The sequence below is a fragment of the Shewanella gelidimarina genome (assembly GCF_023283945.1).
Classification (GTDB): domain Bacteria; phylum Pseudomonadota; class Gammaproteobacteria; order Enterobacterales; family Shewanellaceae; genus Shewanella; species Shewanella gelidimarina.
Map to the genome: position 1 here is coordinate 72108 of NZ_JAKIKW010000017.1, position 24268 is coordinate 96375.

Here is a 24268-nt window from a genome sequence, read left to right on the forward strand (position 1 = left end):
TTTTATTAGCTTTAAACTCTATTCTCTAGAACTGTTTGTTAGCACTAGTTTTTAAATCAGTTTTAAGCTTAAAACTTAACAGTTACACCCGCAAAGTACTGACGACCAATGGTGTCATAAACTTCTGGAACTGTTCCACCGTCACTGCCGTTAGAGACGTTTGATGGTTCTTCGTCAGTTAGGTTTTTAACACCAGCACTTACCATCCAAGTATCATTGATGAAGTAGCTAGCTGAAACATTATGATAAAGAATAGAATCAACCTTAGTGCCTTCGCCTAAGTCATCCATCTCACCGATATAACGGTTGAAGTACATAACATTCCAATCATCTTGACCGGCTTTAATACTGAAGTTGTTACGTACTTGAGCATATGCACCGAAGTTACCATCGATAGTATTAGTGTAATCTACGCCATCTTGCTCAAAGTTAAGCAAATAAGTGGTGTCATTACTCACTGTCCAATCAAGATTTAACACTTCAAAATTATACGCTAGGTTAAAATCGATACCGCTTGTATCTTGGTAACCGACGTTAGTTAACGAGTTAGTTAGATTATCTAAATCACCGTTTGGACCGATGTTAAAGGCATCACACGCCACTTGGTCACCCGCAAAACAGTTATTTAGACCATTTTGAGTATCCATACGTGCAATTGCGTTTTTCACTTTAAAGCGCCAGTAATCGACAGTCAATGACATGCCATCTACATAGCTAGGTGAATATACTAAACCTGCAGTGTATGACTCAGATTCTTCAGGTTGAAGATCTTCATCTGAAGTACGGTTAACTAAAATCTGTGGATCTTGCTCATTTCCCCAAGGATCGTCTAGGTAGTCAAATGAACCTGAGTTACCACCGAATAGCTCGCTGACACTTGGTGCACGGAAACCTGTCGCCGCAACGGTACGGATCATTAAGTCATCAGTCGCTGCGTATGTTAGACCAATTTTCCAAGTCGATGCGTTACCGAATGTAGAGTAATCGTCGAAACGAAGCGCGAATTCACCGGTTAGCTTATCAGTAAACGGCACGCTGACTTCTTGGAAAACAGAAATTACGTTGTAGTTACCATCAGTAGGATCTTGTTGAGCAGCAGTACTTTCGCCTGCAACAACAATTGGGTCAGGATTGTAGAAACCACTCTCATAACGGTATTCTGCACCGATAGCGTAAGCTACAGCACCTGCATCAAGATCAAAAAGCTCACCCGTTAGACCAGCAGAGAATACATGTTGCTCATTACCACCATCAGACTGTTCATCATAAGAAACACTATCAAGTAATGCTTGGTCCGTCATTGGCTGGCCACTAAACCATGCATCTTGATCGGCATAGATTGCATCTGTCATGATAGATGCATTGATCGAGTTTTCTACTGCGGTTTCAGCTTTGTTTTTACCGTAAGTATAGGAAACATCCCAATCCATACCGGTATTGACATCAATTGAACCAGCAAGAGCAGCTGAGACACGTAATGTATCAGTGTCCTGAGTATAAACACGAGGACCAACGTCATTCATACGTTTTCTGTAGTTAACTTGGCCTTTGTCGTTTGGCTTGATGCCTGCATCGGTCATGTCTTGGTCAATTTCAACACACTTAGTAGGATCGTCACCTGCCTCACAAACATCTAGGTCGAGGTTAGCTGGCTGAGGTGCCAACTGCTGGTTTGACTTACGCTTGGTGTAAAGAATATCACCGGTCAACACTAGGTCATTGCCAAGCTCTTGAGTCATGTTAGCGAACAAGCTGTAACGCTTACTTGGCGTTTGGTAAAAACTATCTTGTGTATAGTCGTAACTTTCTTCACGATCTACCCAATTGCCATTCTCATCTTTAACCTGACCGCCTAAAGAGCCATTAGGTATGAATGAGCTAGCACCTGGATCTGTCCAATCACGATCTGACTGAACAACACCACGACGCTCAGAGTAAGCAGCACCGAATGTGTAGTTACCTGTATCGGTATTAAAGCCGTAAAGTGCACTGATTTCGCCGTTTTCACCGTCGCTCTTATCAGTCATGCCACCAGTAACATCTATCTGGAAGCCATCAAAATCTTTTTTAGTGATGATGTTAACAACACCTGCAATAGCGTCAGAGCCATAGACTGCAGATGCACCATCTTTAAGTATTTCTACACGTGCAATCATTGCAACAGGGATAGAGTTAAGATCCACAGCGCTATCAGCACCTGAACCTGAGTTAACCATACGGCGACCGTTAAGTAATACTAACGTACGCTGTGAGCCCATACCACGAAGGTCAACTTGAGCAACACCGTCTGAACCGTTGTTAGTACTTGACCCCATAGCAGCACCAGCCATAGAAGTTTGTGCTTGTAGCATTTGGTCGACTGAAGTAAAGCCTTCAGCTTTAATTGTTGCTGCGTCAATAACAGTCACTGGAGAGGCTGTTTCCATATCCTGTCGTTGAATACGGGAGCCGGTTACAGCGATACGCTCTACTTTAGCTTCCTCTTCAGCGTAGGCTGCTGTAGAAACTGTAATTGCTGATGTAGATACAGATGCGATCAATCCGAACTTTATTGCAGAGGCCAATTTCGATGGTCTGTTCATTTATGTCGTACTCCCTAGCTTAATTATTTTTATATGCACGTCATTTGTTATCAGTGACGTTGCTAGAGATACTGCAATTTCACGTTTATGCCGTCAATCCACCAAATCGTTAACCATTCACTTTACCTTGTTAAGTAATGTGATAAATAAAGTAACCAATAATCGAGCTTGTCGTTTTTCATGAAAGCAATGACACAGCAAGGCAGAGGAATAAGCCACAACGTACCAGTATACTGGTGTAAACACCTGCCGAGCTGGCAACTTTTTGTTAACCATCAAAATAAGTAAAGTGTGACACAGGTCGCGTTTACTCTTTTGATTTTTTAGTAAATAGACCACGTAGATGGTCAATTATTAGAGTTGGCTCATGCTTTTTTATGCAGAAATAGACTAGCCAGCAAGAAACTGTTCAGAATTGAAACAGCACTTCACACTGAGCTTGTTACCATCGGCAACATAAGGGCAAACAATCACGCGCCAAACTACACATAGCAGCAACAGATGTTATAACTTTCGATGTTAGGAGTAACATTTAAGAATTAGAATAAATACTCACAATCCATGGATAACTAAGCTGACGAAGTGCAGATTTTGACTCATTACATCACAGAGCATTCAATCACAGCGAAATAATCAACATGGGCTAGAATCACCTTCAGTTCATCACTGATACTCAAACGACAGTGTAAAGATGACTGTCTACATTTTTTGAAGGGGGGAATTGTTGCTCTTGGATGCCATTAGAAAGTACAGGATAGATTCGACGTGGACATGACGTGCACCAATGGTTTTGACTGTTCGACCTTCACTACTTTGCAGTTTTATTTTACTAAAGTTGCATTCGAACGCGCACAAGTATCACTTAAACGTTTATCAACATGTATAAATCCCGCCATTAAAATATCCAACACCAATTAAGAATGAGGGACAGTCCACTGTTGTTGTCATTAATGGGAAAGGAAATTTAGCGTTCGCTCAGTGCAGCACTGCTCGATAATGATGACCATCAAGGAAAGTTATGAGTCACATCAGATACAGAGCAACCCATTACAATAGCGCTCTTTCAATTAGCCAATGAACATACACTAAATTTAAAACGTTGCGGCTTAGATAAAAAACGACATTTATACGCTCTTTCCGGCCATTAGTGTAGAGAATTTAGACGTCGTCGGGGAAATGATGGTGATAGGTTCAAAGGTCGTGATGGGTAAAAATGCGGCTGCAGGTGATAAGCACCCACAGTATATATTGTGGATTGAAGAGCAATAGTAACGCGATTGCTCAAACAATGAAGTAAATGGAATGCTTACTTAGATTCTGGTTGGATCATATTAAAATGGTTATAGGCTCGTTGCGTTGCAATACGTCCACGTGGCGTTCTTTGTATAAATCCTTGTTGGATCAAAAACGGTTCCAGTACATCTTCAATCGTTTCGCGCTCTTCACCAATCGCTGCCGCTAAGTTATCAAGTCCTACAGGGCCACCCATAAATTTGTCGATAATGGCAAGCAGTAGTTTTCGATCCATATAATCAAAACCTTCCGCATCGACATCGAGCATGTCTAAGGCTAACTCTGCAATCACCTTGGTCACGTCACCACTATGTTTAACTTCTGCAAAGTCACGTACTCGCCGCAGTAAACGATTGGCAATACGAGGTGTACCACGAGAACGTTTGGCTATTTCAACCGCGCCTTCTTCGTCAATTTCTAGATCCATCACTTTTGCAGAGCGGAGCACAATGGTGGATAAGTCTTTAACGTTGTAAAACTCTAAACGTAGCGGAATACCAAATCTCGCCCGTAGCGGAGAGGTCAATGACCCCGCTCTTGTGGTAGCTCCCACTAATGTAAATGCCGGTAGATCCAGCTTAATAGAGCGCGCCGCAGGACCTTCACCAATCATGATATCTAATTGGTAGTCTTCCATCGCAGGATACAAAATCTCTTCCACTACCGAGCTTAATCGATGAATTTCATCAATAAATAAAACATCGTTTTCTTCGAGGTTAGTCAACAAAGCCGCTAAATCACCCGCCTTTTCTAGCACTGGTCCTGATGTAGACTTTATATTCACGCCCATCTCATTGGCAACAATCATCGCCAATGTTGTCTTTCCGAGACCCGGAGGACCATAAATCAGCATATGATCTAACGCTTCGCCACGATTTTGCGCCGCTTCAATAAAGATTTTTAACTGTGCGCGAGTATCATCTTGCCCAGTATACTCGTCCAATAGCTTAGGACGCATCGCCCTATCAATGACTTCTATAGGCTCGATAACGTGTGGTTGTATTAGGCGATCAGCTTCAATCATCGGTTATCCTTAAAGCATCGATTTAAGTGCTGATTTAATCAGCGATTCAGAGTCTATACCATCAACATACACTGCAGAAACAGCTTTACTCGCTTGCGCTGGTTTATATCCCAGCGACAACAGTGCGCCAATGGCATCTTCTTCGGCAGTATTGACGACAACGGGAACGGTATAGTTTGATTGCAGCATAAACTCTCTTTCAGATCCCACCGATGCTTCCATCAGGCTCTTGAGCTTATCACGCATTTCAATGAGCAAGCGTTCCGCTGTTTTCTTACCGACGCCAGGCAACTTTACCAACGTAGCAATATCATCTCTGCCGACGCAAGCAACAAACTCAGCCGCTGTCATGCCCGATAAAATGGTCAACGCCAGTTTTGGCCCGACGCCATTAGTCTTAATTAATAGCCTAAAGAGTGCACGTTCCTGCTTAGAGATAAAACCATACAATAACTGCGCATCTTCTCTGACCACAAAATGGGTAAAAACAACGGCCTCTAGCCCTACTTCTGGTAACTCATAAAAGCTTGTCAGTGGCATTTGGATCTCATACCCCACACCACCAACATCGATAAGCACTTCAGGTGCTTGTTTTTCTACGAGTAGACCACGTATACGACCAATCATTTATATCTTCCGTATGTACTTGAATTCGCTTTGCCGCCCATGGCAACCAAGCTTTGACTTGTATGAAAGTGACATACCGCAACCCCTAATGCGTCTGCCGCATCGGCTTGAGGCGCACTCGGCAACTTTAAAATTTGCTGGATCATGTGCTGTACTTGCTCTTTTTGCGCTCTACCGGTACCGACAACTGATTTTTTTATTTGGGTAGCACTGTATTCAGCAACGGGTAAATTTGCTGCGGTGGCCGCCACAATTGCAGCACCACGCGCTTGACCAAGCTTAAGTGCTGAATCCGCATTCTTAGCCATAAATACCCGTTCAATAGCAAATTCATCAGGTTGGTATTGTCTGATAATTTCGGAAAGACCATCAAAAATTTGCTTAAGACGCAGTGGTAATTCGTCTGAACTGGTTCTTATACAACCGCTCCCCACATAAACATGTTGGCGACCAATACATTGAATCACACCATAACCGGTGATCCTAGAGCCTGGATCAACGCCTAAAATAATAGCCATATCGCTTATTCCAGCCCCGCCATGACATCGTCAGAAATCCCACCATTGTGGTAAACCTCTTGCACATCATCATGATCTTCAAGGTTATCGATTAAGCGTAAAAACTTTGGTGCCGTGCTCGCATCAAGTTCCGCTGTTGTGGATGGCAACATGGTCACTTCAGCATTCACCGCTTCAAGCCCTGCAGCATCCAATGCATCTTTTACTGCACCAAAATCCTCTGGTGTGGTAAAGACATCAATAGAACCGTCTTCATGCGCAATAACGTCATCAGCACCAGCTTCAAGTGCGGCGTCCATAACAGTATCTTCATCTACATCTTGATAAGAAATAATACCTTTTTTATCAAACAAATAAGCAACAGAGCCATCGGTGCCTAAGTTACCGCCTGATTTACTAAACGCATTTCTGACGCCGGAAACCGTACGGTTTTTGTTATCCGTCATGGTTTCAACTAATACCGCTGTACCGCCAGGACCATAACCTTCATAGATAATGGTCTCTAATATTTGACCATCTAACTCGCCAGCACCGCGTTTTACCGCTCGCTCAACCGTGTCACGCGTCATGTTATTTGATAATGATTTATCGATGGCTGCCCGCAATCTTGGATTTGAATCGGGATCAGAGCCACCTTCTCTTGCAGCGACAGTGAGCTCACGGATAAATTTAGTAAAAAGCTTACCACGCTTAGCATCTTGCGCTGCTTTACGGTGCTTAATATTGTCCCATTTACTATGACCTGCCATCTCTTTCTCCTACATTCGATTCTCTAGAAAATAAGCATTTCATCATGCCCATCACCAAAATTATTCGAAAAAAAAGCCGAGTCTAAACTCGGCTCTTTTTAACAGTATTTACTGCTCGTCTTTGTTCTCTTCCGCAATGACACTGATACCCAGTTCAACTAACTGCACTGGATTTGCAAAGCCAGGCGCATTCGTCAATGGACATGCCGCCGTTGTTGTTTTAGGAAATGCCATTACATCACGAATTGAGCTTGCGCCCGTCATCAACATGATGATGCGATCTAAACCAAATGCTAAACCTGCATGTGGCGGCGTACCATAACGTAGCGCTTCAAGTAGGAAGCCAAACTTTTCGTTCGCTTCTTCGTCATTAATCCCTAGAATTCTAAATACTGCTGACTGCATCTCACTATTATGGATACGTACCGAACCGCCACCTAACTCACAACCGTTCAATACCATATCGTAGGCATCTGAAATAGCGCCAATAGGATTCGCTTCCAGTTCTGCTGGTGTCATATTGCTCGGCGCGGTGAATGGGTGATGCATCGCATGTAATCCACCATCTGAAGTAGGCTCAAACATCGGGAAGTCAACGACCCAAAGTGGTTTCCAATCGCCTTGTAGCAATTCAAAATCTTCACCGGCTTTCAAACGAAGTGCGCCCATAGCTTCGGCAACGATGTTCGCTTTATCTGCGCCAAATAAGATTAGGTCACCAGTTTGTGCACCCGTGCGCTCAAGCAGTGCGGTAACAACATCTTCAGTTAAGAACTTAAGCACTGGAGATTGAATACCTTCCATGCCCTTATCAAGGTCATTAACCTTCATCCACGCTAGGCCTTTTGCGCCATAAATGGTGGCATATTTTGCATAGTCGTCAAGATTCTTGCGTGAAAGTTTAGCGCCGCCAGGAATGCTAAGAACTGCAACACGCCCTTCTGGATCATTTGCTGGGCCATTGAACACAGCAAACTCAACATCTTTTACAAGGTCAGCAACATCAATTAGCTCAAGTGGGTTACGTAAATCCGGCTTATCTGAGCCGTAACGACGCATCGCTTCAGCGAAGGTCATTTTTGGAAATTCACCCAAATCAACATTTAACAATTCTTTAAATAGACCGCGAGTCATCTCTTCTGTTTTAGCCATCACTTGCGCTGAAGACATAAACGAGGTTTCAATATCTATCTGAGTAAATTCTGGCTGACGGTCAGCACGTAAGTCTTCATCACGGAAGCACTTCACGATTTGGTAATAGCGGTCAAATCCAGACATCATCAACAACTGCTTAAATAGTTGTGGAGATTGTGGCAAAGCGAAGAACTGACCTTTATAAGTACGACTCGGCACTAAGTAATCACGTGCACCTTCTGGTGTCGCTTTGGTCAGGATTGGTGTTTCAATATCTAAGAAACCGTTCCCATCAAGAAAACGTCTAACAGCACTGGTCACTTTAGAACGGAATACGATACGGTCAGCCATTTCAGGACGACGTAGATCTAAGTAGCGATACTTTAAGCGTTGCTCTTCAGTATTGTGCTGGTTTTTGTCCATATTAATCGGCAGTGGAGCAGAACTGTTTAAGATGGTCAGTTCAGATCCAAATATCTCGATTTCACCGGTGCGCATATCCGCATTAATCTGGCTATCGGGTCTAGCGCTAACTCGACCTTTAATTTGAACACAAAACTCACTGCGTAAGGTGCTTGCTATCTCAAACACCTCAGGAAGATCGGGATCATAAACAACTTGAACAATGCCTTCTCTATCACGCAGGTCGAGAAAAACAACGCCGCCTAAATCTCGGCTACGATTAACCCAACCCACTAGGGTTACTTCTTGACCAACGTGAGACTGATTAACGTCCCCACAATAATGACTGCGCATTTAACTCTTTCCTTTATTCCACAAAATGATGTTTGAGGATCTGGTTCAAAACAAGACAAAAGCGGCATTATAGAGACATATTGCCGTTTTCCAAATAACTTATCGACTAGTCGGTTAAGTATCAGCCAATTTTCAAAAAAAATGAATAGATTTAACCGAATGTTACTGCTGTTGCGAATTTCTGGATGATTTTCCGCCGGCATTCTTAGCACGATACATATGCCTATCCGCCGTCTTTAATAATGTATCAACACTGTCACCATCCGCAGGGTATAACGCAATCCCCATACTGGCAGATGCCGATAGTGAAAGTTCATCAATCACAAAGGGGCTCGACAAGCGCTGCAGCAAAAGTTCTGCTACATCATTTGCTGCGGATATCGAATCCACTTTATGAAGTATGATAATGAATTCATCGCCACCTAATCTGCCGACCGTATCGGCACGTCTAACAGCGTTGCTCAATGCTTGGCTAATCGCAATAAGATAGTCGTCACCTACATGATGACCATATTCATCATTAATGGCTTTAAAACCGTCAAGATCAACAAAAATAACGGCAAACTGTGACATTTCGCGACTATGGGCCAATATTGCCTGCTCCAATCGTTCCTCTATCATTGAGCGATTAGGGAGTTTGGTTAAGCTGTCATGTTTAGCAAACAGCGCCATCTTATTCTCAGCCGCAATTCTTAACGCCACCTCTCGGCGCAAGCGCCTATTTGCCAACAAGGCCACAATAACCAATACCGCAAGCGCACTAAAAACAATAATACTTAACCGCAATCTATTTTCAAAATCTTCACGACCAAACTCTATCGTTTGCGATACCCATTTTTGATGGATCTTTTGCTGCTGAGCACGATCAATGTTGCCAATGACACTATTAATAAAAGGTAACAAAAGCTGTTGCCGCTTATTGATCCCTATGTGGCTACGTTGCTCAGAAAAATCAACCAACATCGACATTTTTAGTTCAGAAAATTGCCCTTCTTTCAGGCCCGCACTTAGATTCATCACTTTATCGATAAAGACATCCGCTAAGCCCTCATCTACAGCATTTAGGCCAGCGCGACTATTAGGCACCAATACCAACTCTAATGTGGGGTACTCTTGCATTAAATCAGCAACAATATGGTAGCCCTCAACAACCGCAAGTCGCAAGCCTTTGAGCTCCGTTAAGCTAAATATATTAACGCTATCTAACGAGCTCACCAGTCCCCATGGTGCTGGCCAGTAAGAGTTGGAAAATACTAACTTATCTTGACGCTGCGCCGTAGGCACCATACTACCCGACATATCGATATCACCGCGTAATAGCGCATCTAGCAATGTCTGCCAATTACTGAATTCGACATAGTTGAGCTTCAAACCAAGCTCCTGCGAAATAATCTTAAATACCTCGCTATTAATCCCTGCGTAATCACCATTGTCGCTTTTATATTCCATCGGAGCCCAATTATTAACAAAACCCACTTTTATCTCACCCATGCTTTTTATCATGGCGCGTTGTTTTGAGTTCAGCTGGACAAGTTTTTTGGTCGAGGAATAAATCCTATCAGCAGGATTTAAAATCCACTTCCTCTCAATCGCAGCCAACTCCGAAGAGTTAATCGCGTTAAACCCTTTTGATATACGCTCAGAAAAATCTCGATCATTGTTTCGATTTAATACGTAAAGGTCGGTTTTAAAATGGATCGGTTTAAACTGGTAAAAATCTTCCCAGCGATTCTTTAACAATAAGTAGTGTTGTGTCCATGCTGCTGCCGCAATAAAACCGTCCACTCTGCCCGATTCTGCGGCCTCTATCATCTGCTGGACATTGGCCACATAGTAAAAGTCAGAATCCGGCAGGGCTTCAATTAATTCGGCAAGATAAGGCGATGTCGGCGCGACTGCAAATACTTTGCCCTTTAGCTCTTCAACTGTCTTAAAAGACGTTTTATAGGAAAACAGTCTGCTGCTAACTTGATAGATCAGATGGGCTCGATTGAGTCCTGACTTCATAGACTCACTTTCGGGGTAACCCAGCTGCACGTCCGCGATGCCGCGTTGAACATTCACGATGCCTTGCTGCATGTCTCCAGCAATAAAGCGTATCGGCAACCCCGTTTTATCCGACCATAATTTCCAAATATCAACCAATAAACCATGTGGTAAACCGTTGGGGCCAATATCCGCATAGGGTTCAACCCCTGTCTGCATCGCCACGACAACTTCGTTCTGGCTGCGCTGTATGCCCAACCAATCACGTTCAATGTTATTACGCTCTACAGGGTCAACTAAACTGAATCCTTGCATTACGGTTCGTAACAATGACGCTTTACCTTTTTTAACTGCCGGATAAAATGCAAATTCACTAATCGCAATACGTCGATTAACTGGAAATGACATAATCACTTTTTGACTAATGTTGCTCTCACGCAGGTAACCTTCAAGACCTGCAAAAACAAAAACGTCATTGTTAATCACCGCATCCAGTAACTGTTTACGATTAGCGTAATAAGCAAACGTCAGCTTCGGCTGCTTTTTGAGCAATGCGTCAATGTGGGCAGCCCCCTTAACAACACCAATTTTATAAGGAATTAGCTTTTCTAAGGTATTGATATTGGTCAAAGCTTTATTGATATAAAGGTAGCCATTTACCTTTGAGATAGGTTCAGCAAAATCAAACAGTTTTAGCCTCGCAGGCGTCTTTGCCATCCCAATGTGAATATCGGCAAGTGATTGTTCAACACTGTCTAAAGATTGCTGCCAATTAACGGGCCTAAACACAACGTCTTGTTGATTAAGACGCGCCCATTGCCGCCAAAAATCGACTAAGAGACCATTAGCGGTGCCGTTTTCATCGACATATTGGAACGGGTAACTATCATCGCTCATTGATATCACTAATGGCTGCCCGCTATCTTTAGCTGCAGAAAATACTGATGTCGTAAAAAAGACGGAGAAAACAGCCAGCAACACGTAAGCGTTATATTTCAATTACAATCCCTATAAAAGGTCAACTATCTGTAAATAATTTGTATCGATAATGCTATTAGACAAAATTTTATGAGGAATTTCCAGTACTAGTCTTGCTGGTTGCAGATATGTTTAGCTAGAATGAGGAGTTGAATCCCCACTATTTGATCACATGAAACTTTCTCAAGACGACCTATATGCTAAACCGTACCAACAAGTCAGCGATTTTCAATTCGATGATAAAGTGGCAGGTGTGTTTAATGACATGATCCGTAGATCTGTACCTGGATACGGGCAAATCATTAATACTATTGGAGATTTAGCACAAAAATATGCTGTGCCAAACAGCAAAGTGTATGATTTAGGCTGCTCTTTGGGCGCGGCAACGTTAAGCATTAGACGTCGAGTAGAGGGCCGTAATTGTCAGATAATCGCCGTCGATAACAGCGAATCCATGGTTGAACGCTGCAAAGAAAACCTTTCAGCTTATGTCAGCGAAACCCCCGTTAAGTTAATCTGCGGTGATATCCGCGATATTGAGATAGAAAATGCCTCTTTAGTCATACTCAATTTCACCATGCAATTTCTTGCGCCAGAGCATAGAGAAAACTTGCTCAAAAAAATCTATGATGGATTGTTACCTGGCGGGCTTTTAGTCCTGTCTGAGAAGATTTACTTCGAGCAAGACAAAATTCAATCAACTTTAGATGATTTACATCTCGATTTCAAAAGAGCAAATGGTTACAGTGAGTTAGAGATCAGCCAAAAAAGAAGTTCACTCGAACATGTCATGAAGCCAGATACGCTTCAACAACATGAAATACGGATAAGAGAACAGGGTTTTAACCAGTTTAGTGTCTGGTTCCAATGTTTTAACTTTGCATCTATGGTGGCAATTAAGTGATAAGTTTTAGCTCGTTTTACAAACAAATTTCGGACTCTAGTCTACAACACTGGCTAGAGACCCTCCCCGCCATTCTAGGTGAATGGCAGCGAGAACATAAACATGGTTCGCTGCCTAAATGGGAAAAAGTGCTCAACAAATTGCATTACCCTACGCCCGATAGCATTGATTTTAAGACTAGTGTGACGGTAGGTTCTGGTAGCCAGTTATCAGCAGGCGAACAAGAGAAACTTGAAAACCTGTTAGCGATATTTAAACCGTGGCGTAAAGGCCCATATTCTATCCATGGTATAGAAATCGATACAGAATGGCGTTCAGATTGGAAATGGGAACGTTTAGCGCCGCACATTTCACCTTTAGCCAACAGAACTGTGCTGGATGTAGGTTGTGGCAGTGGTTATCACATGTGGCGTATGCTGGGTGATGGTGCTAAACATGTGGTAGGAATTGACCCATCACCACTGTTTATGTGTCAGTTTGAAGCCGTTAAAAGAATTGCAGGTAACGACCAACCTATTCACTTTTTGCCGTTAGGCATTGAAGAACTGCCACCCCTTGATGCATTCGACACCGTTTTTTCGATGGGTGTACTTTATCATCGCCGCTCGCCAATCGATCACCTGATCCAACTCAGAGATCAATTACGTACGGGTGGAGAACTCATTCTAGAGACCTTAGTCATCGATGGCGACGAGAACACTGTTCTAGTCCCAGAAGACCGCTATGGAAAAATGAATAACGTGTGGTTCTTACCTTCAGTTGCAGCGCTCATGCTTTGGCTTAAAAAGAGCGATTTCATCAATATACGCTGTGTTGATATTGATGTGACCTCCTTAGCAGAACAAAGAAGTACAAGCTGGATGCCGAATGAGTCATTAGTCGATTATCTAGACCCTAATGATGTTAGCCTTACCGTTGAAGGTTATCCTGCGCCAAAAAGAGCAACAATTATTGCCACCAAGAACCAACCAAATAAAGATTTAATCTAGCCAATAGTAATGGGAAGCACTATGTTTAAGCAGATAATTTGTATCGCCGCCATCGCCACCGCAATAAGCGGTTGTGCATCAACTAAAGACGTCAACGCACCTATGCCCGTTGATGCAACTGTGCTTGAAGCCAGTTTGAATCAACAAGAAGTTAATATTGTGAATGCGATTGATTCTTGCAAAGAGATGCAAACAGCAAGCATGACAACCTTGTCTGCCCAGTTAGCGCAATTAGACGCAAAAATCACCACACTGAATAAAAAAGATAAAGCCGTTGTCATCCCTGTTGTTGCGCCTGCGCAATGTCCGCCATCACCGCTCCAAGGCAAGTTTATTCTGGGTGCTGTCGAAAATGTCTATGTCGATGAAATAAAAGCAAGCTTCAATACTCGAATCGATACTGGTGCAGAATCCTCTTCACTAGATGCTCATAATATTATTTTATTTGAGAGAGATGGTAACCAGTGGGTTCGATTTGATGTGCTCACTAACGGCGCTAAACAGCCTGCACAAACGTTTGAATCTAAAGTCGAACGCTTCGTGCGGATTAAAGAATCAGATGATAAGACAGACAGACGTCCTGTTATTCATGCACACCTCGAAATTGGTCAATATAAAGCAGAGACAGATCTAAACTTAAGCGACAGAAGTCACTTAGAGTTCCCACTGTTACTTGGCCGCAAATTTATGCAAGATATTGCCGTGGTTGATGTTGGCCAAACTTATATCCACGGAAAGAAAAAAGGCGATAGCGCATCGTCTGCTTCTAAATAATAGGAATACAAATAATGCATTCTAGAAAGCCTTTTTATATTTTAGTTGCCTTGCTCTTTATTGCAGGCATCACCGCGAGTGTCTATCGCGGCATTGAACACAGCGTACCCTTTTTCCCCGGCAAACAAGTTCAAAGTTGGGCCATTGATGCAAAAGTCAGCTTCCAAGGGACCGGCGAACCTTCTGAGGTCTCTTTCTCTTTACCTGAAGATCCTGCTTATGAAGTATTAGTCGAAAATGCAACATCACCCGGCTATGGTTTAACCATCACGAATAACAAGTATGATCGCCGCGCAATATGGTCTATTCGCAGCGCGACTGGCCAACAAGATCTCTACTATAAAGTGACCTTGATCCCAACAGGTCAAGAGCAACTGCTTGCAAAGGGTGAACCAGAAGCACCAACGCCATATATGTGGCCAGCAACTGAAAGCGCTGCAGCCACACAGGCAACGGAAGAAGTTTGGGCTAAAAGTGCCACTAACCTTTCGTTTGCACAGCAGCTCAACAAAGAGCTGAATGCTAATGAGCGCAGCCAAAATATTGAACTACTGCTGACAGGAAATTCACCGAATAAGTTATTTATTAGAATGCTGCACAACAAAGGCATTCCGGCTCAAGAAGTGAGCGGATTATTCCTTGAAGATCAGCGTCGCAGACAACAATTGACCACTTTCGTTGAAGTGTATAACGACGGTGAATGGCACTTATTCGACCCAGTCAAAGGAACTCAAGGGCGTCCAGAGAATCTATTGCTTTGGGATCGTTCAGGAACATCGGTACTCGATGTCATTGGTGGTGTTAACTCGCAAGTTAATTTCTCAATGCTACAAGATACCCGTTCCGCACTTGCGACTGCAATTGATGTAATGAAGAATGACAATGCACTTGATTTCTCTTTGTATCAATTACCGCTTGAGGAGCAAAGCCTTTTTAAAGGTATATTGCTTATCCCAATCGGTGTCTTAATGGTGGTGTTTTTACGCGTACTGATCGGCATTAAAACCTCTGGTACGTTTATGCCGGTGCTAATTGCCCTCGCCTTTATACAAACAACACTCATTACAGGACTGGTTGGTTTTTTGCTGATTGTGGCATTTGGCTTGATGATCCGCTCATACCTATCTGAATTGAACCTGTTGCTCATATCGCGGATCTCCGCCGTGATTATTGTGGTTATCGGCATTATCGGGCTCTTTACCTTAATATCTTATAAGTTCGGTTTAAGCGAAGGCCTCACAATTACATTCTTCCCAATGATTATCTTGGCATGGACAATTGAAAGAATGTCTATTCTCTGGGAAGAGGAAGGCGCTAAAGAAGTGGTTATACAAGGTGGTGGTAGCCTATTTGTAGCAACATTGGCTTACTTAGCCATGAGCGCGACTTGGGTCCAACATTGGGTATTTAACTTCCTTGGAATTCACCTAGTGATCTTGGCCCTCGTGTTATTGATGGGACAATATACGGGTTATCGCTTGCTTGAGCTAAAACGCTTTAAGCCTTTGGCTGGAGAATAATATGTTTCTCGCTAACCCCTCTGCTTTAAAGCGTGGCGGTGTTTTGGGTATGAACAAACGTAATATCGACTATATTGGTCGTTATAACCCGCGTAAGTACTACAAACGAGTCGATGACAAGCTAACAACAAAGCAACTCGCCCTTGCTAACAATATTGCCGTACCTGATCTTATTGGTACTGTCTCCGAACAACACGGAATTAACGATATTCCGGCAATGGTTAATGACACGGTTGGTTTTGTCATTAAGCCATCAAAGGGCTCTGGCGGCAAAGGGATCCTAGTGGTCACTAAAGTCGAGAATGGTCGCTATTACAAGCCAAACGGTCAGGAGGTTACGCCTTCTGAAGTTTATCGTCATGTATCAAATGTGCTCAGTGGTCTGTTCTCATTAGGCGGTAATCCCGATGTTGCGATTGTTGAAGGCTTAATCCAGTTTGATCCTGTGTTCGATGGTTACTCCTATGAAGGAGTGCCAGATATCCGTTTAATCGTGTTTAAAGGCTTCCCGATTATGGGGATGATACGCCTATCGACGGCAGCATCAGACGGTAAAGCGAATCTACACCAAGGTGCTGTGGGTGTTGGAGTTGATATTGCAACAGGCAAAGGGCTGCATGCCGTCCAGTTTGATAAACCTATAGACTTGCATCCAGATACCCAAAAGAAGCTAACTGACATTCAGGTGCCCCACTGGGATATGCTGCTGCATACCGCCTCTAAAGCCTATGAAATGTCTGAGCTCGGCTATTTGGGTACCGATATGGTGCTCGATAAGTATAAAGGCCCTTTATTACTAGAGCTAAATGCGCGTCCAGGCCTTGCGATTCAAATTGCAAATGGCTGTGGGATTTTGGCAAATTTGCGTCATGTTGAACAGATGCCAAACCACAACATGTCGGTTGAAGAACGTGTGGCGTATGCCAAGATACACTTTAGTGCTAAGAGCTAAATTCAAAGTAAACCTTGTTGGCTTGGTTATTGTGCTAACAAGTATGGTCCACACGGCAGCCAGTGCTGCCGTGTCACCTATTCCACTATTGGTTGAGCAATGCCTGCGCTATCGTTTTCCAACTCATGCTATTGACCCCGCCTTAGACAGTAATACCAATGCCATAAAACTTGAAAGACAGCTTATTGGCTTTTTTAATATTAACGATCGGATTAAGTATTATCGTCAATATCCTCTCTCTTATTCGGATAGAGAACGGGTACTGCAATGCCAATTATACCTCGCTGATGAACTAGCACTTTTTTTAGATTCCTCACCGTTTCAAACTTTACAATTTAGCTTGGCCAATAACGATAGTCAGCAAATAACGGCTCTGCTAAAACGTATCAATCAGTTATCAAAGAGCAGTCAATCCCCGAGATACAAAGCACAACTGCACACTGCACAAGCAGCGTTTAAGCAGGAAGTGAGCTCGCAAGCATTAAGCTTGAATATGCAAGATAAAACATGTGAGTTATCCCATAACCCTGCCGATGAAACGAGTACTGACTTCAACGGGTCACTAGCCAGTTATTTGATCCGCCAGCCTGATGAGCTGTGTCGAAAGCGTGTTTGGCAAGCCTATCAATCGAGAGCATCAACTAAAAATAAAACCGCATTAGACACCATTAAAGACTTAAGGTCTCAGCAGGCGCGACAGTCAGGTTTTGCTGATTACAGCCAATTTAAGTTACATCAACAAATGCTGTCATCTTCAGAGATTGTTGAGCAATTTCTGCTGTCTCAAACCAAGAATATCAACATAGCACCGTGGGACCTTGGTCGGGTGCTTGCGTCTGCCCCTTCTTCTCCTGTCACCGCAATGGATTCGAGCAAATGGCTCACGTTGGTGGCTAAAGAACTTGCAGTGTTAGCCATACGTTTTGAGTGGATAAATGAAAAATCGATTCGTGTATGGCATAAGCAGCGACTTCTCGGTGATATTTATTTAACTGAAAATAAGAAGATAGCCATTAAGCCAATTCGACAACTTGTGGTTGGACAACAGTTCGGTCAAGTTGAACTGTCATTACCGGTAAAACTAACGCGATACCAACAACAAAGACATGCCGTTAAAGCCGTTGCAACGGCAATCAAAAAACTGAGTAAAGGTCATCAATTTTATTTGCTCAACACCTTAGGCGAAACGGCAGATAGCAATAATATTGATGCGTTGTGGATAGAGTATTGGTTATTAGATAAACTGCTTAAAGCACCTCAACAAGGTTCTCGAGAAGCCATACTGCAACTCTATTCAGAACAACTTTCACTATTTCGATCTAAAGTCGCACTAGACTTATACCGAGCAGACTCAAGCTCACCGCTGTTCGACCATAATAAGCAGTTTTCACTAAGCTTCGGAAAATACTGGGATAAAATAGAAGATGCGCCCTTTACCTTTAGTGCTATTGTTTACGAAGGTCCTCTCTATTATCAAAAATTATGGCAACAAAACGTCGCAAATTATATCTATCAATCGACCAAGGGTTGCCAACATCAAGCCGTTATTTTTGACACCTTGGTGGTGAATGAACCTTCCGACAGTATTGAAGTGATCCTTCAAGAGCTATTGGGATCGCCGATTACCGCTGTTCCACTTATAAAAAGGATTCAATATGCCTTCGATACTCCGAATAAGTACCCTAGCCGCTGCACTTTTTTGCGCCAGTAGTTTCGCATCAGCCCCTTTGGTTACTGAAGCGGCTAAAAGTGAAGTCTATCAAGGAATTAAAGCTAATCTTGAAACGCATCTATTTGAACTACCTCCGCGTGTTCAAGGCCACTATGGCATTAGACAATATAGAATGACCGGTGACAGCCGATATGCCAATGCAGCATTGGTTGACCTATATGCGGTAACAGAAGCCCAAGCCTTCTACGCTTGTAACCTTGATAACAAAGACTTCATCAGCAACGAAGCAACCAAAGCCATTTCAGTTTTGGGTAAAGGGCCCAGAGCTAAGGCGCGTAAAAAAGCCTTAAAGCCCTTTCCAGAATTTATCTTCTACACCGACGTATTGTTACGTTATTCAAGCCGCATTGATGAATTTGGTCTCACTGGCCCATGCCATGAACAATTGATCACTACCTTGAAAAAAGCCGATCTAAAAACCGGACTCACTGACAAAGCCATGATAGAAACGTGGGCAGCTCAACTCATTAACTATGTCTACTGGGCAAAGCAGATTGGTGTTGGGGATTATTTAGCGGACTATAAAAGTGCGTTTATTGGTGTCTACCCTGATAACCAAGATCAACAGCTCGATAAAAAGCAATATCGGAATAAACTCTACGGTATGACCCATTTTATTTTTGCCGCCAGTGAATATTACCAACACAACGTAAATGCTAAAGAGTTTGCTTGGATTTTAGATCATTTTGAGAAAAATATTGACCGGATCCTTGAAGACGCTACCGATGATATTATTGCAGAAGTTGGCATCAGCTTCCTACTTGCAGGACAGCCCAATAACCCCGTTGTCGCCAAAACTCAACAGCATATTATCAAGGCTTTCAATCAACAAGAGCAGATGATCACTTCGCCTCGTGGCAATCCAGATCTGGCGATGGGTGAGCATCGTAATGTGTTAGCAATGATGCTGCTTGATTGGCCTGAAAAACTGCACAAAGGCCCCTATTTGTCTGAACTAAAAGCAACCAAAAAATACTTGCCAAAGCAGGTTCAGGCTAAACAACAAACCAATAGTGAACGCTAAAAAATGGATAGAGCAAAATCTACATTAGAGCAATGGCGTATTATACAAGCGGTTGTCGACTACGGTGGCTATGCCCAAGCGGCGGAAAAACTGAATAAGAGTCAGTCTTCACTCAATCACGCCGTTGCTAAGCTGCAATTTCAACTCGGCGTTCAACTGCTTGAAGTTAAAGGCCGTAAAGCGTACCTCACTGAGTGTGGCGAAGTACTGCTACGCCGGTCGCGCCACATTACCCAATCGGTGAATGAGTTGGAGCTGCTGGCCAATAATTTAGAAACGGGTTGGGAGCCGACACTGACGATAGCGCGTGAAATTATCTATCCTATGGATGATCTTGTTGATGTACTCAGTCAATTCTATCCTCTTAGTCGCGGTACACGCATTACTGTCATCGACACGGTATTAACCGGTACGTCCGAGCTTATTATCGATGAGGCTGTGGATATTGCCATCTGTGGTGGCCCTCCCCCTAAGGGACATTTGGCTGAGCCTTTAATTGATATTAACTTTAATCTCGTGTGTCATCCTCAGCACCCACTGGCTCAGTACGATGTGATTGAAGAAGATGAAACGCTTGCTCAGCATCTGCAAATTGTTATCAAAGACACCGGGCTAATCCCCAATACTGACTTGGGTTGGCTCAAAGCTGAGCAGCGTTGGACGGTAACCAACTTTCACGAAGCCATTGTTATTTTAAAAAAGGGGATGGGATTTTGCTGGTTGCCAGAGGATGTGGTGCAGTCTCTCATTGAAAATGGAGAGCTGAAAAAGCTCCACTTGAAAGGTTCATCTAAACGCAAAGCAACGCTAAGTTTGGTTATCCCTAATAGAGATAAACAAGGGACCGCGAGTGAGTTAATCGAGTCATTGATAAAAAAACATCATTTAATCGATACTATCTGAAAATTTAAAAACGCTCGAAAGAGCGTTTTTTGTGATTTCTACACTTCAATATTAATCAACGTTCCTATGGTCTCAGATGAGGCCTCAATAACCTCGGCTGATGCTTGAGCGTGACTTACGGCTTGCGCTGCACTTATTAACGCCGCTTGACTATCACTGCTGTCGACAGTGGTCGTTGAAGACACCGATTGACTTGAACTTGCCACATCAACCGTTGCTTGCGTTAAATCAGACTGTGCGCTTTGAAAACCATTGTGCCCTGAAATAATACTGGGAGGTATTTGCATAACGTGTCTCACTTATTAGTCAGTGCTTGGATTATCAAGTAACGTATTAATAATGTACAGCGTTTATCCAAAAATAAGCTTTTAGATTCAACGCCAAAGCACTTTTACTATTGAGCTAAAGATGACACTTTACATCATAACCACAATGCCTTTCTCTGCGAACTTAATGAGGGGGTAAACGACTAAAACTTCTATTTTAAAGGACTGTTACCTATAATGTTATTCAGCTTTAGTACAAGGTTTATAGCGTAGTATTTTATTCTCGGCTTTAAATAGCCACTCTTGTTTTTAAATGATACGGTTATAACGTTATGATCAAAAAATCAATCAATCCTGGAAGAGGAAGCCGTTTATATGGATAAACCTAAAATACTCGTTGTTGATGATGACCCCATTTGTTCAAGCCTACTATTATCAGTGTTAGGTGATGATTATCATGTCATTACAATCAATTCTGGTATACATGCCATTGAGCTCGCCAGTAGTTTACAACCCCACTGTATTTTTCTTGATATCATGATGCCGGAAAAAAATGGCTACCAAGTGCTCAAAGATCTAAAGAGCAATGACTTAACCAACGTAATCCCAGTCATCATTATTAGCGGTCTAAATGAAGGTTCAGATGAAAATTTAGCCCTAAGATTAGGCGCCCAAGACTACATCTTTAAGCCTATTAACCCTGATGATGTATACAACAAATTAAAGACACATCTTAAATAAGGTCAGTGGATTAATTTATTGCCAAACTGTATGAAAAATATTCGCTGCCTTTTACGAAGTCCATTTTTTCATAAAGCGATTGTGCGGAATAGTTATCTTTTGCCGTTCCCAAATCAATCCTAATTGAACCGTTATTTTTTGAAAAAATAATTACTTGTTCAATCAAACCACGAGCAATACCCTGCTTACGATGGGAAGGTACGACAAATAGGTCGTTGAGTATGGTTATTTTCCCAAGAGACACCGATGAGAAACAGTGATAGTTCAACACAAAGCCAACAGGTTGCATATCATCGCTGTAAGCAATAAGCACCCTCGCCTCTTTATTGGCTAAGCGTTCGGCTAAATAAACACGATACATCTCTGGTGCAGAGGCTTGCTTATAGAAAACCATATACTGATTAAAAAGCATCACCAGTTCATCTAACTCGTCGATTGAAATTTCTTTTATGTTCATTGCAGAATCATCTCCTTAGAAAAATCCCCAGTGATAGGGCATCAGTCAAACATAGTTATAACCGCAAGTATTCAGTCTCATTCTGGCATCCTATAGCAAGCATTACATCTATAAATGCACTATTTATTAAACTCTCAATATTCAGATTTCTATATTGAACTCTATCTATCTCCATCAGGATGAAATCGGGTCATCATTATGACAAAGACATTACCAACCGGCTTCCCAATCTTTCCATACTGGATTTAAACCTCGCGCACTTATCGCTTGAGCAACTTGCAGAGGGCTACGCTCATCACTTATCTCAAATTGGTCTAATTGTGAATTGGGCTCGTCGTAGCCGCCAGGTTGGGTTGAGCTGCCCGCACTCACATTGGTCACCCCTAGTGCAAATAGATTATCTCGCAGCGCTGGTGTTTCACGGGTTGATAAGCTTATTTCTAATTGCTGATTAAATAACCTGAATGCGCAGATCATTTGCACTAAGCCTTTATCTGTTAACTCCACTTTAGGTGAAATGCCACCAGTACAAGGCCTTAAACGCGGCAGTGAAATACTATAACGGCTGCGCCAGTAGGTTTTCTCTAAATACGCAAGATGATGTCCCATCAACAGCGCATCTGAACGCCAGTCATCAAGGCCAAGTAAAACGCCTAAACCTATCTTATCAACCCCGGCTTGTGCCACTCGCTCTGGGGATTCAAGACGATAACTAAAGTCTTTCTTTTTGCCTCGCGTGTGATGCTTAGCATACGTCAGTGGATTATAGGTTTCTTGATAGAGCATCACAGCATCAAGCCCATCTTCTATCAACGACTCATAGTCGCTCTGCTGCAACGGCTGAACTTCCATTGCAACATGACTAAACTGCTGCTTTACCAGCGGTAACATCTGCTTAAAATAGGGTAAGCCGACTTTAGTGTCATGCTCACCCGACACTAAAAGAATAGCGTCGTAGCCCATCTGTTTCACTAAAGACATCTCTTTAAGCAGTTCAGTTTCTGACAGCGTTTTACGTTTAAGCTTATTACTCATGGTAAAACCACAGTAATCACATTCGTTAGCACATAGATTTGAAAGGTACAGCGGAATATACATCCCCAGGCTGGCACCAAAACGCTGTCGCGTCAGTGCAGCAGAGCGTTGCGCCATCTCTTCAATATAATCTTCAGCCGCGGGAGACAGTAATGCCAGCAGACTATTGAGATCGCCCGCAGGACTCTGCAACGCGCGTTCAACCTCTTGCTTTGTCGTCGAATACAGCGACATTTGTAACTCACTGCGGGACAACTTTTTAAATTCATCGACAAAGCTCATAAAGCCGCCTTTTGATTATGCTCAAGGCCGTTAGCGTTAAACATTTAAAAACCCCGTGAGCGGACTGGTGTTATTTGCCTGTTGGCAAATAACACCAAGCCCAGCCAAATAAGCCGTTCTGCCCGTCGCAACGGCCTGTGCAAAGCAGCGGCCCATCGCCACAGGATCTGCACTACTGGCAATGGCCGTGTTAACCAATACAGCATCCGCGCCCAGCTCCATTGCTCTGGTCGCTTGCGACGGTGCGCCAATCCCCGCATCAATCACAACTGGCACATTTGACTGTTCAATAATGATTTTAAGAAACGGTTCGGTCGCTAAACCTTGGTTTGAACCAATAGGGCTGCCAAGTGGCATCACTGCAGCGCAGCCCACCTCTTCTAAACGTCGACACAAGACAGGATCGGCATGCACATAAGGTAATACCACGTAGCCTTGCTCGCATAAAATACGCGCCGCCGCTAAGGTTTCAATAGGATCGGGCATTAAATACTTTGGATCGGGATGGATCTCAAGCTTTATCCAGTTAGTGCCTAACATTTCTCGAGACAAGTGCGCCGCAAAAATGGCCTCTTTCACATTACGAGCGCCTGCAGTATTTGGCAGCAGTTTTACCCCGCTGTCTTGCAGTGGTTTTAGTATATTGTCACTACCAGTCTTTAAGTCCAGTCGCTTAACAGCCAAGGTCACCAGTTGAGATTGCGATGCACTCACGGCTGCAAGCATGTCGCATGCTTGAGAAAATTTACCCGTCCCCGTAAACAAGCGTGAACTAAACTCTGTATCGCCAATTCTTAACACATTAACCTCCTGCAACAACTGAAAACACGTCCAACTTATCATCCTGCTGACAGACAATATGTGGCCAACGACTTTTCGGTACCACTTCAGCATTTAGCGCCAACGCCACCGCATCGAGTTCAATGGCTTGGTGTTCCAATACCTTAACAAGTGATGTTCCAATTGAAACGGTTACAACTTCATCATTGAGTACAATGCTGATCATCTGTCTATCTCCTAAATCTCTCATCTTTAGATTGCT

The 24268-nt window shown here is 43.0% G+C and carries 21 protein-coding genes; 9 read left to right on the forward strand and 12 right to left on the reverse strand.

The genetic code is table 11. The features are described 5' to 3' along the window. Positions 1–68: 68 nt before the first annotated feature. From L2729_RS14710 to L2729_RS14740, 7 genes are all read right to left on the reverse strand, one after another. Positions 69–2582, reverse strand: coding sequence for a TonB-dependent receptor (locus L2729_RS14710; RefSeq protein ID WP_248988939.1), 2514 nt, complete (start codon positions 2580–2582; stop codon positions 69–71). A gap of 1306 nt (positions 2583–3888) precedes the next feature. After that, positions 3889–4899: a Holliday junction branch migration DNA helicase RuvB gene (gene ruvB / locus L2729_RS14715; protein ID WP_248988940.1), complete on the reverse strand. Its 1011-nt coding sequence runs from the start codon at positions 4897–4899 to the stop codon at positions 3889–3891. 9 nt (positions 4900–4908) lie between these two features. Beyond that, the gene (gene ruvA / locus L2729_RS14720) at positions 4909–5526 is read right to left on the reverse strand and encodes a Holliday junction branch migration protein RuvA (RefSeq protein WP_248988941.1); all 618 of its coding nucleotides are present in this window, start codon (positions 5524–5526) and stop codon (positions 4909–4911) included. After that, entirely contained in the window at positions 5523–6044 is a 522-nt protein-coding gene (gene ruvC, locus L2729_RS14725) for a crossover junction endodeoxyribonuclease RuvC (protein ID WP_101092045.1), read from the reverse strand. The genes ruvA and ruvC overlap by 4 nt, the downstream gene beginning before the upstream one ends. A gap of 5 nt (positions 6045–6049) precedes the next feature. Then, the gene (locus tag L2729_RS14730; RefSeq protein WP_101092044.1) at positions 6050–6793 is read right to left on the reverse strand and encodes a YebC/PmpR family DNA-binding transcriptional regulator; all 744 of its coding nucleotides are present in this window, start codon (positions 6791–6793) and stop codon (positions 6050–6052) included. Positions 6794–6901: 108 nt separating this feature from the next. After that, the gene (gene aspS, locus L2729_RS14735) at positions 6902–8683 is read right to left on the reverse strand and encodes an aspartate--tRNA ligase (protein WP_248988942.1); all 1782 of its coding nucleotides are present in this window, start codon (positions 8681–8683) and stop codon (positions 6902–6904) included. A 162-nt stretch (positions 8684–8845) separates the two neighbouring features. Then, a complete protein-coding gene (locus tag L2729_RS14740) occupies positions 8846–11668 on the reverse strand; it encodes a transporter substrate-binding domain-containing protein (RefSeq protein WP_248988943.1) in 2823 nt (940 codons plus the stop codon). 151 nt (positions 11669–11819) lie between these two features. Here L2729_RS14740 and cmoA point away from each other — a divergent pair, with 151 nt between their 5' ends. From cmoA to L2729_RS14780, 8 genes are read left to right on the forward strand one after another with little or no spacing between them, the layout of a single operon-like run. Continuing rightward, complete coding sequence (gene cmoA / locus L2729_RS14745) at positions 11820–12551, forward strand: carboxy-S-adenosyl-L-methionine synthase CmoA (RefSeq protein WP_248988944.1); 732 nt, start codon at positions 11820–11822, stop codon at positions 12549–12551. Beyond that, positions 12548–13540, forward strand: a complete 993-nt coding sequence (cmoB, locus tag L2729_RS14750; protein WP_248988945.1) for a tRNA 5-methoxyuridine(34)/uridine 5-oxyacetic acid(34) synthase CmoB — start codon at positions 12548–12550, stop codon at positions 13538–13540. Before cmoA ends, cmoB begins: the two co-directional genes overlap by 4 nt. Before the next feature lie 21 nt (positions 13541–13561). Then, positions 13562–14314, forward strand: a complete 753-nt coding sequence (locus L2729_RS14755; protein ID WP_248988946.1) for an ATP-dependent zinc protease family protein — start codon at positions 13562–13564, stop codon at positions 14312–14314. Positions 14315–14328: 14 nt separating this feature from the next. Beyond that, a complete protein-coding gene (locus L2729_RS14760) occupies positions 14329–15834 on the forward strand; it encodes a UUP1 family membrane protein (protein WP_248988947.1) in 1506 nt (501 codons plus the stop codon). 1 nt (position 15835) lies between these two features. Next, positions 15836–16786 (forward strand): alpha-L-glutamate ligase-like protein, encoded by a 951-nt coding sequence (locus tag L2729_RS14765; protein WP_248988948.1) that lies wholly within the window; start codon positions 15836–15838, stop codon positions 16784–16786. Then, on the forward strand, positions 16755–18497 hold the full coding sequence (locus L2729_RS14770) for a M3 family metallopeptidase (RefSeq protein WP_248988949.1): 1743 nt from the start codon (positions 16755–16757) through the stop codon (positions 18495–18497). The genes L2729_RS14765 and L2729_RS14770 overlap by 32 nt, the downstream gene beginning before the upstream one ends. Continuing rightward, entirely contained in the window at positions 18442–19542 is a 1101-nt protein-coding gene (locus L2729_RS14775) for a DUF3541 domain-containing protein (RefSeq protein WP_248988950.1), read from the forward strand. The genes L2729_RS14770 and L2729_RS14775 overlap by 56 nt, the downstream gene beginning before the upstream one ends. 3 nt (positions 19543–19545) lie before the next feature. Next, positions 19546–20445, forward strand: coding sequence for a LysR family transcriptional regulator (locus L2729_RS14780; RefSeq protein ID WP_248988951.1), 900 nt, complete (start codon positions 19546–19548; stop codon positions 20443–20445). Positions 20446–20483: 38 nt separating this feature from the next. Here the strand turns inward: L2729_RS14780 and L2729_RS14785 are convergent, their stop codons facing one another. Further along, on the reverse strand, positions 20484–20732 hold the full coding sequence (locus tag L2729_RS14785) for a chemotaxis protein (RefSeq protein WP_248988952.1): 249 nt from the start codon (positions 20730–20732) through the stop codon (positions 20484–20486). Between the two features lie 354 nt (positions 20733–21086). Here L2729_RS14785 and L2729_RS14790 point away from each other — a divergent pair, with 354 nt between their 5' ends. Continuing rightward, entirely contained in the window at positions 21087–21452 is a 366-nt protein-coding gene (locus L2729_RS14790) for a response regulator (protein ID WP_248988953.1), read from the forward strand. A 10-nt stretch (positions 21453–21462) separates the two neighbouring features. On the opposite strand, the gene L2729_RS14795 is transcribed toward L2729_RS14790, so the two are convergent. The 4 genes from L2729_RS14795 to thiS form a co-directional block, all read right to left on the reverse strand. Beyond that, positions 21463–21909 (reverse strand): GNAT family N-acetyltransferase, encoded by a 447-nt coding sequence (locus tag L2729_RS14795; RefSeq protein ID WP_248988954.1) that lies wholly within the window; start codon positions 21907–21909, stop codon positions 21463–21465. Positions 21910–22119: 210 nt separating this feature from the next. After that, positions 22120–23226: a 2-iminoacetate synthase ThiH gene (gene thiH / locus L2729_RS14800; RefSeq protein ID WP_248988955.1), complete on the reverse strand. Its 1107-nt coding sequence runs from the start codon at positions 23224–23226 to the stop codon at positions 22120–22122. Positions 23227–23262: 36 nt separating this feature from the next. Next, positions 23263–24027 carry a thiazole synthase gene (locus L2729_RS14805; protein ID WP_248988956.1) on the reverse strand — a complete coding sequence of 255 codons (765 nt, stop codon included), beginning with the start codon at positions 24025–24027 and terminating at the stop codon, positions 23263–23265. A 1-nt stretch (position 24028) separates the two neighbouring features. Further along, on the reverse strand, positions 24029–24232 hold the full coding sequence (gene thiS, locus L2729_RS14810) for a sulfur carrier protein ThiS (protein ID WP_248988957.1): 204 nt from the start codon (positions 24230–24232) through the stop codon (positions 24029–24031). Positions 24233–24268 lie beyond the last annotated feature (36 nt).

Bases quoted from the DNA above. Each gene is read 5' to 3' on its own strand.
- thiS (WP_248988957.1), bottom strand. From the start codon at position 24,232: ATGATCAGCATTGTACTCAATGATGAAGTTGTAACCGTTTCAATTGGA.
- L2729_RS14795 (WP_248988954.1), bottom strand. From the start codon at position 21,909: ATGAACATAAAAGAAATTTCAATCGACGAGTTAGATGAACTGGTGATG.
- ruvB (WP_248988940.1), bottom strand. From the start codon at position 4,899: ATGATTGAAGCTGATCGCCTAATACAACCACACGTTATCGAGCCTATA.
- L2729_RS14755 (WP_248988946.1), top strand. From the start codon at position 13,562: ATGTTTAAGCAGATAATTTGTATCGCCGCCATCGCCACCGCAATAAGC.
- L2729_RS14710 (WP_248988939.1), bottom strand. From the start codon at position 2,582: ATGAACAGACCATCGAAATTGGCCTCTGCAATAAAGTTCGGATTGATC.
- L2729_RS14780 (WP_248988951.1), top strand. From the start codon at position 19,546: ATGGATAGAGCAAAATCTACATTAGAGCAATGGCGTATTATACAAGCG.
- cmoA (WP_248988944.1), top strand. From the start codon at position 11,820: ATGAAACTTTCTCAAGACGACCTATATGCTAAACCGTACCAACAAGTC.
- L2729_RS14775 (WP_248988950.1), top strand. From the start codon at position 18,442: ATGCCTTCGATACTCCGAATAAGTACCCTAGCCGCTGCACTTTTTTGC.
- L2729_RS14790 (WP_248988953.1), top strand. From the start codon at position 21,087: ATGGATAAACCTAAAATACTCGTTGTTGATGATGACCCCATTTGTTCA.
- ruvA (WP_248988941.1), bottom strand. From the start codon at position 5,526: ATGATTGGTCGTATACGTGGTCTACTCGTAGAAAAACAAGCACCTGAA.
- L2729_RS14760 (WP_248988947.1), top strand. From the start codon at position 14,329: ATGCATTCTAGAAAGCCTTTTTATATTTTAGTTGCCTTGCTCTTTATT.
- L2729_RS14730 (WP_101092044.1), bottom strand. From the start codon at position 6,793: ATGGCAGGTCATAGTAAATGGGACAATATTAAGCACCGTAAAGCAGCG.
- thiH (WP_248988955.1), bottom strand. From the start codon at position 23,226: ATGAGCTTTGTCGATGAATTTAAAAAGTTGTCCCGCAGTGAGTTACAA.
- aspS (WP_248988942.1), bottom strand. From the start codon at position 8,683: ATGCGCAGTCATTATTGTGGGGACGTTAATCAGTCTCACGTTGGTCAA.
- L2729_RS14765 (WP_248988948.1), top strand. From the start codon at position 15,836: ATGTTTCTCGCTAACCCCTCTGCTTTAAAGCGTGGCGGTGTTTTGGGT.
- ruvC (WP_101092045.1), bottom strand. From the start codon at position 6,044: ATGGCTATTATTTTAGGCGTTGATCCAGGCTCTAGGATCACCGGTTAT.
- L2729_RS14785 (WP_248988952.1), bottom strand. From the start codon at position 20,732: ATGCAAATACCTCCCAGTATTATTTCAGGGCACAATGGTTTTCAAAGC.
- L2729_RS14770 (WP_248988949.1), top strand. From the start codon at position 16,755: ATGCCAAGATACACTTTAGTGCTAAGAGCTAAATTCAAAGTAAACCTT.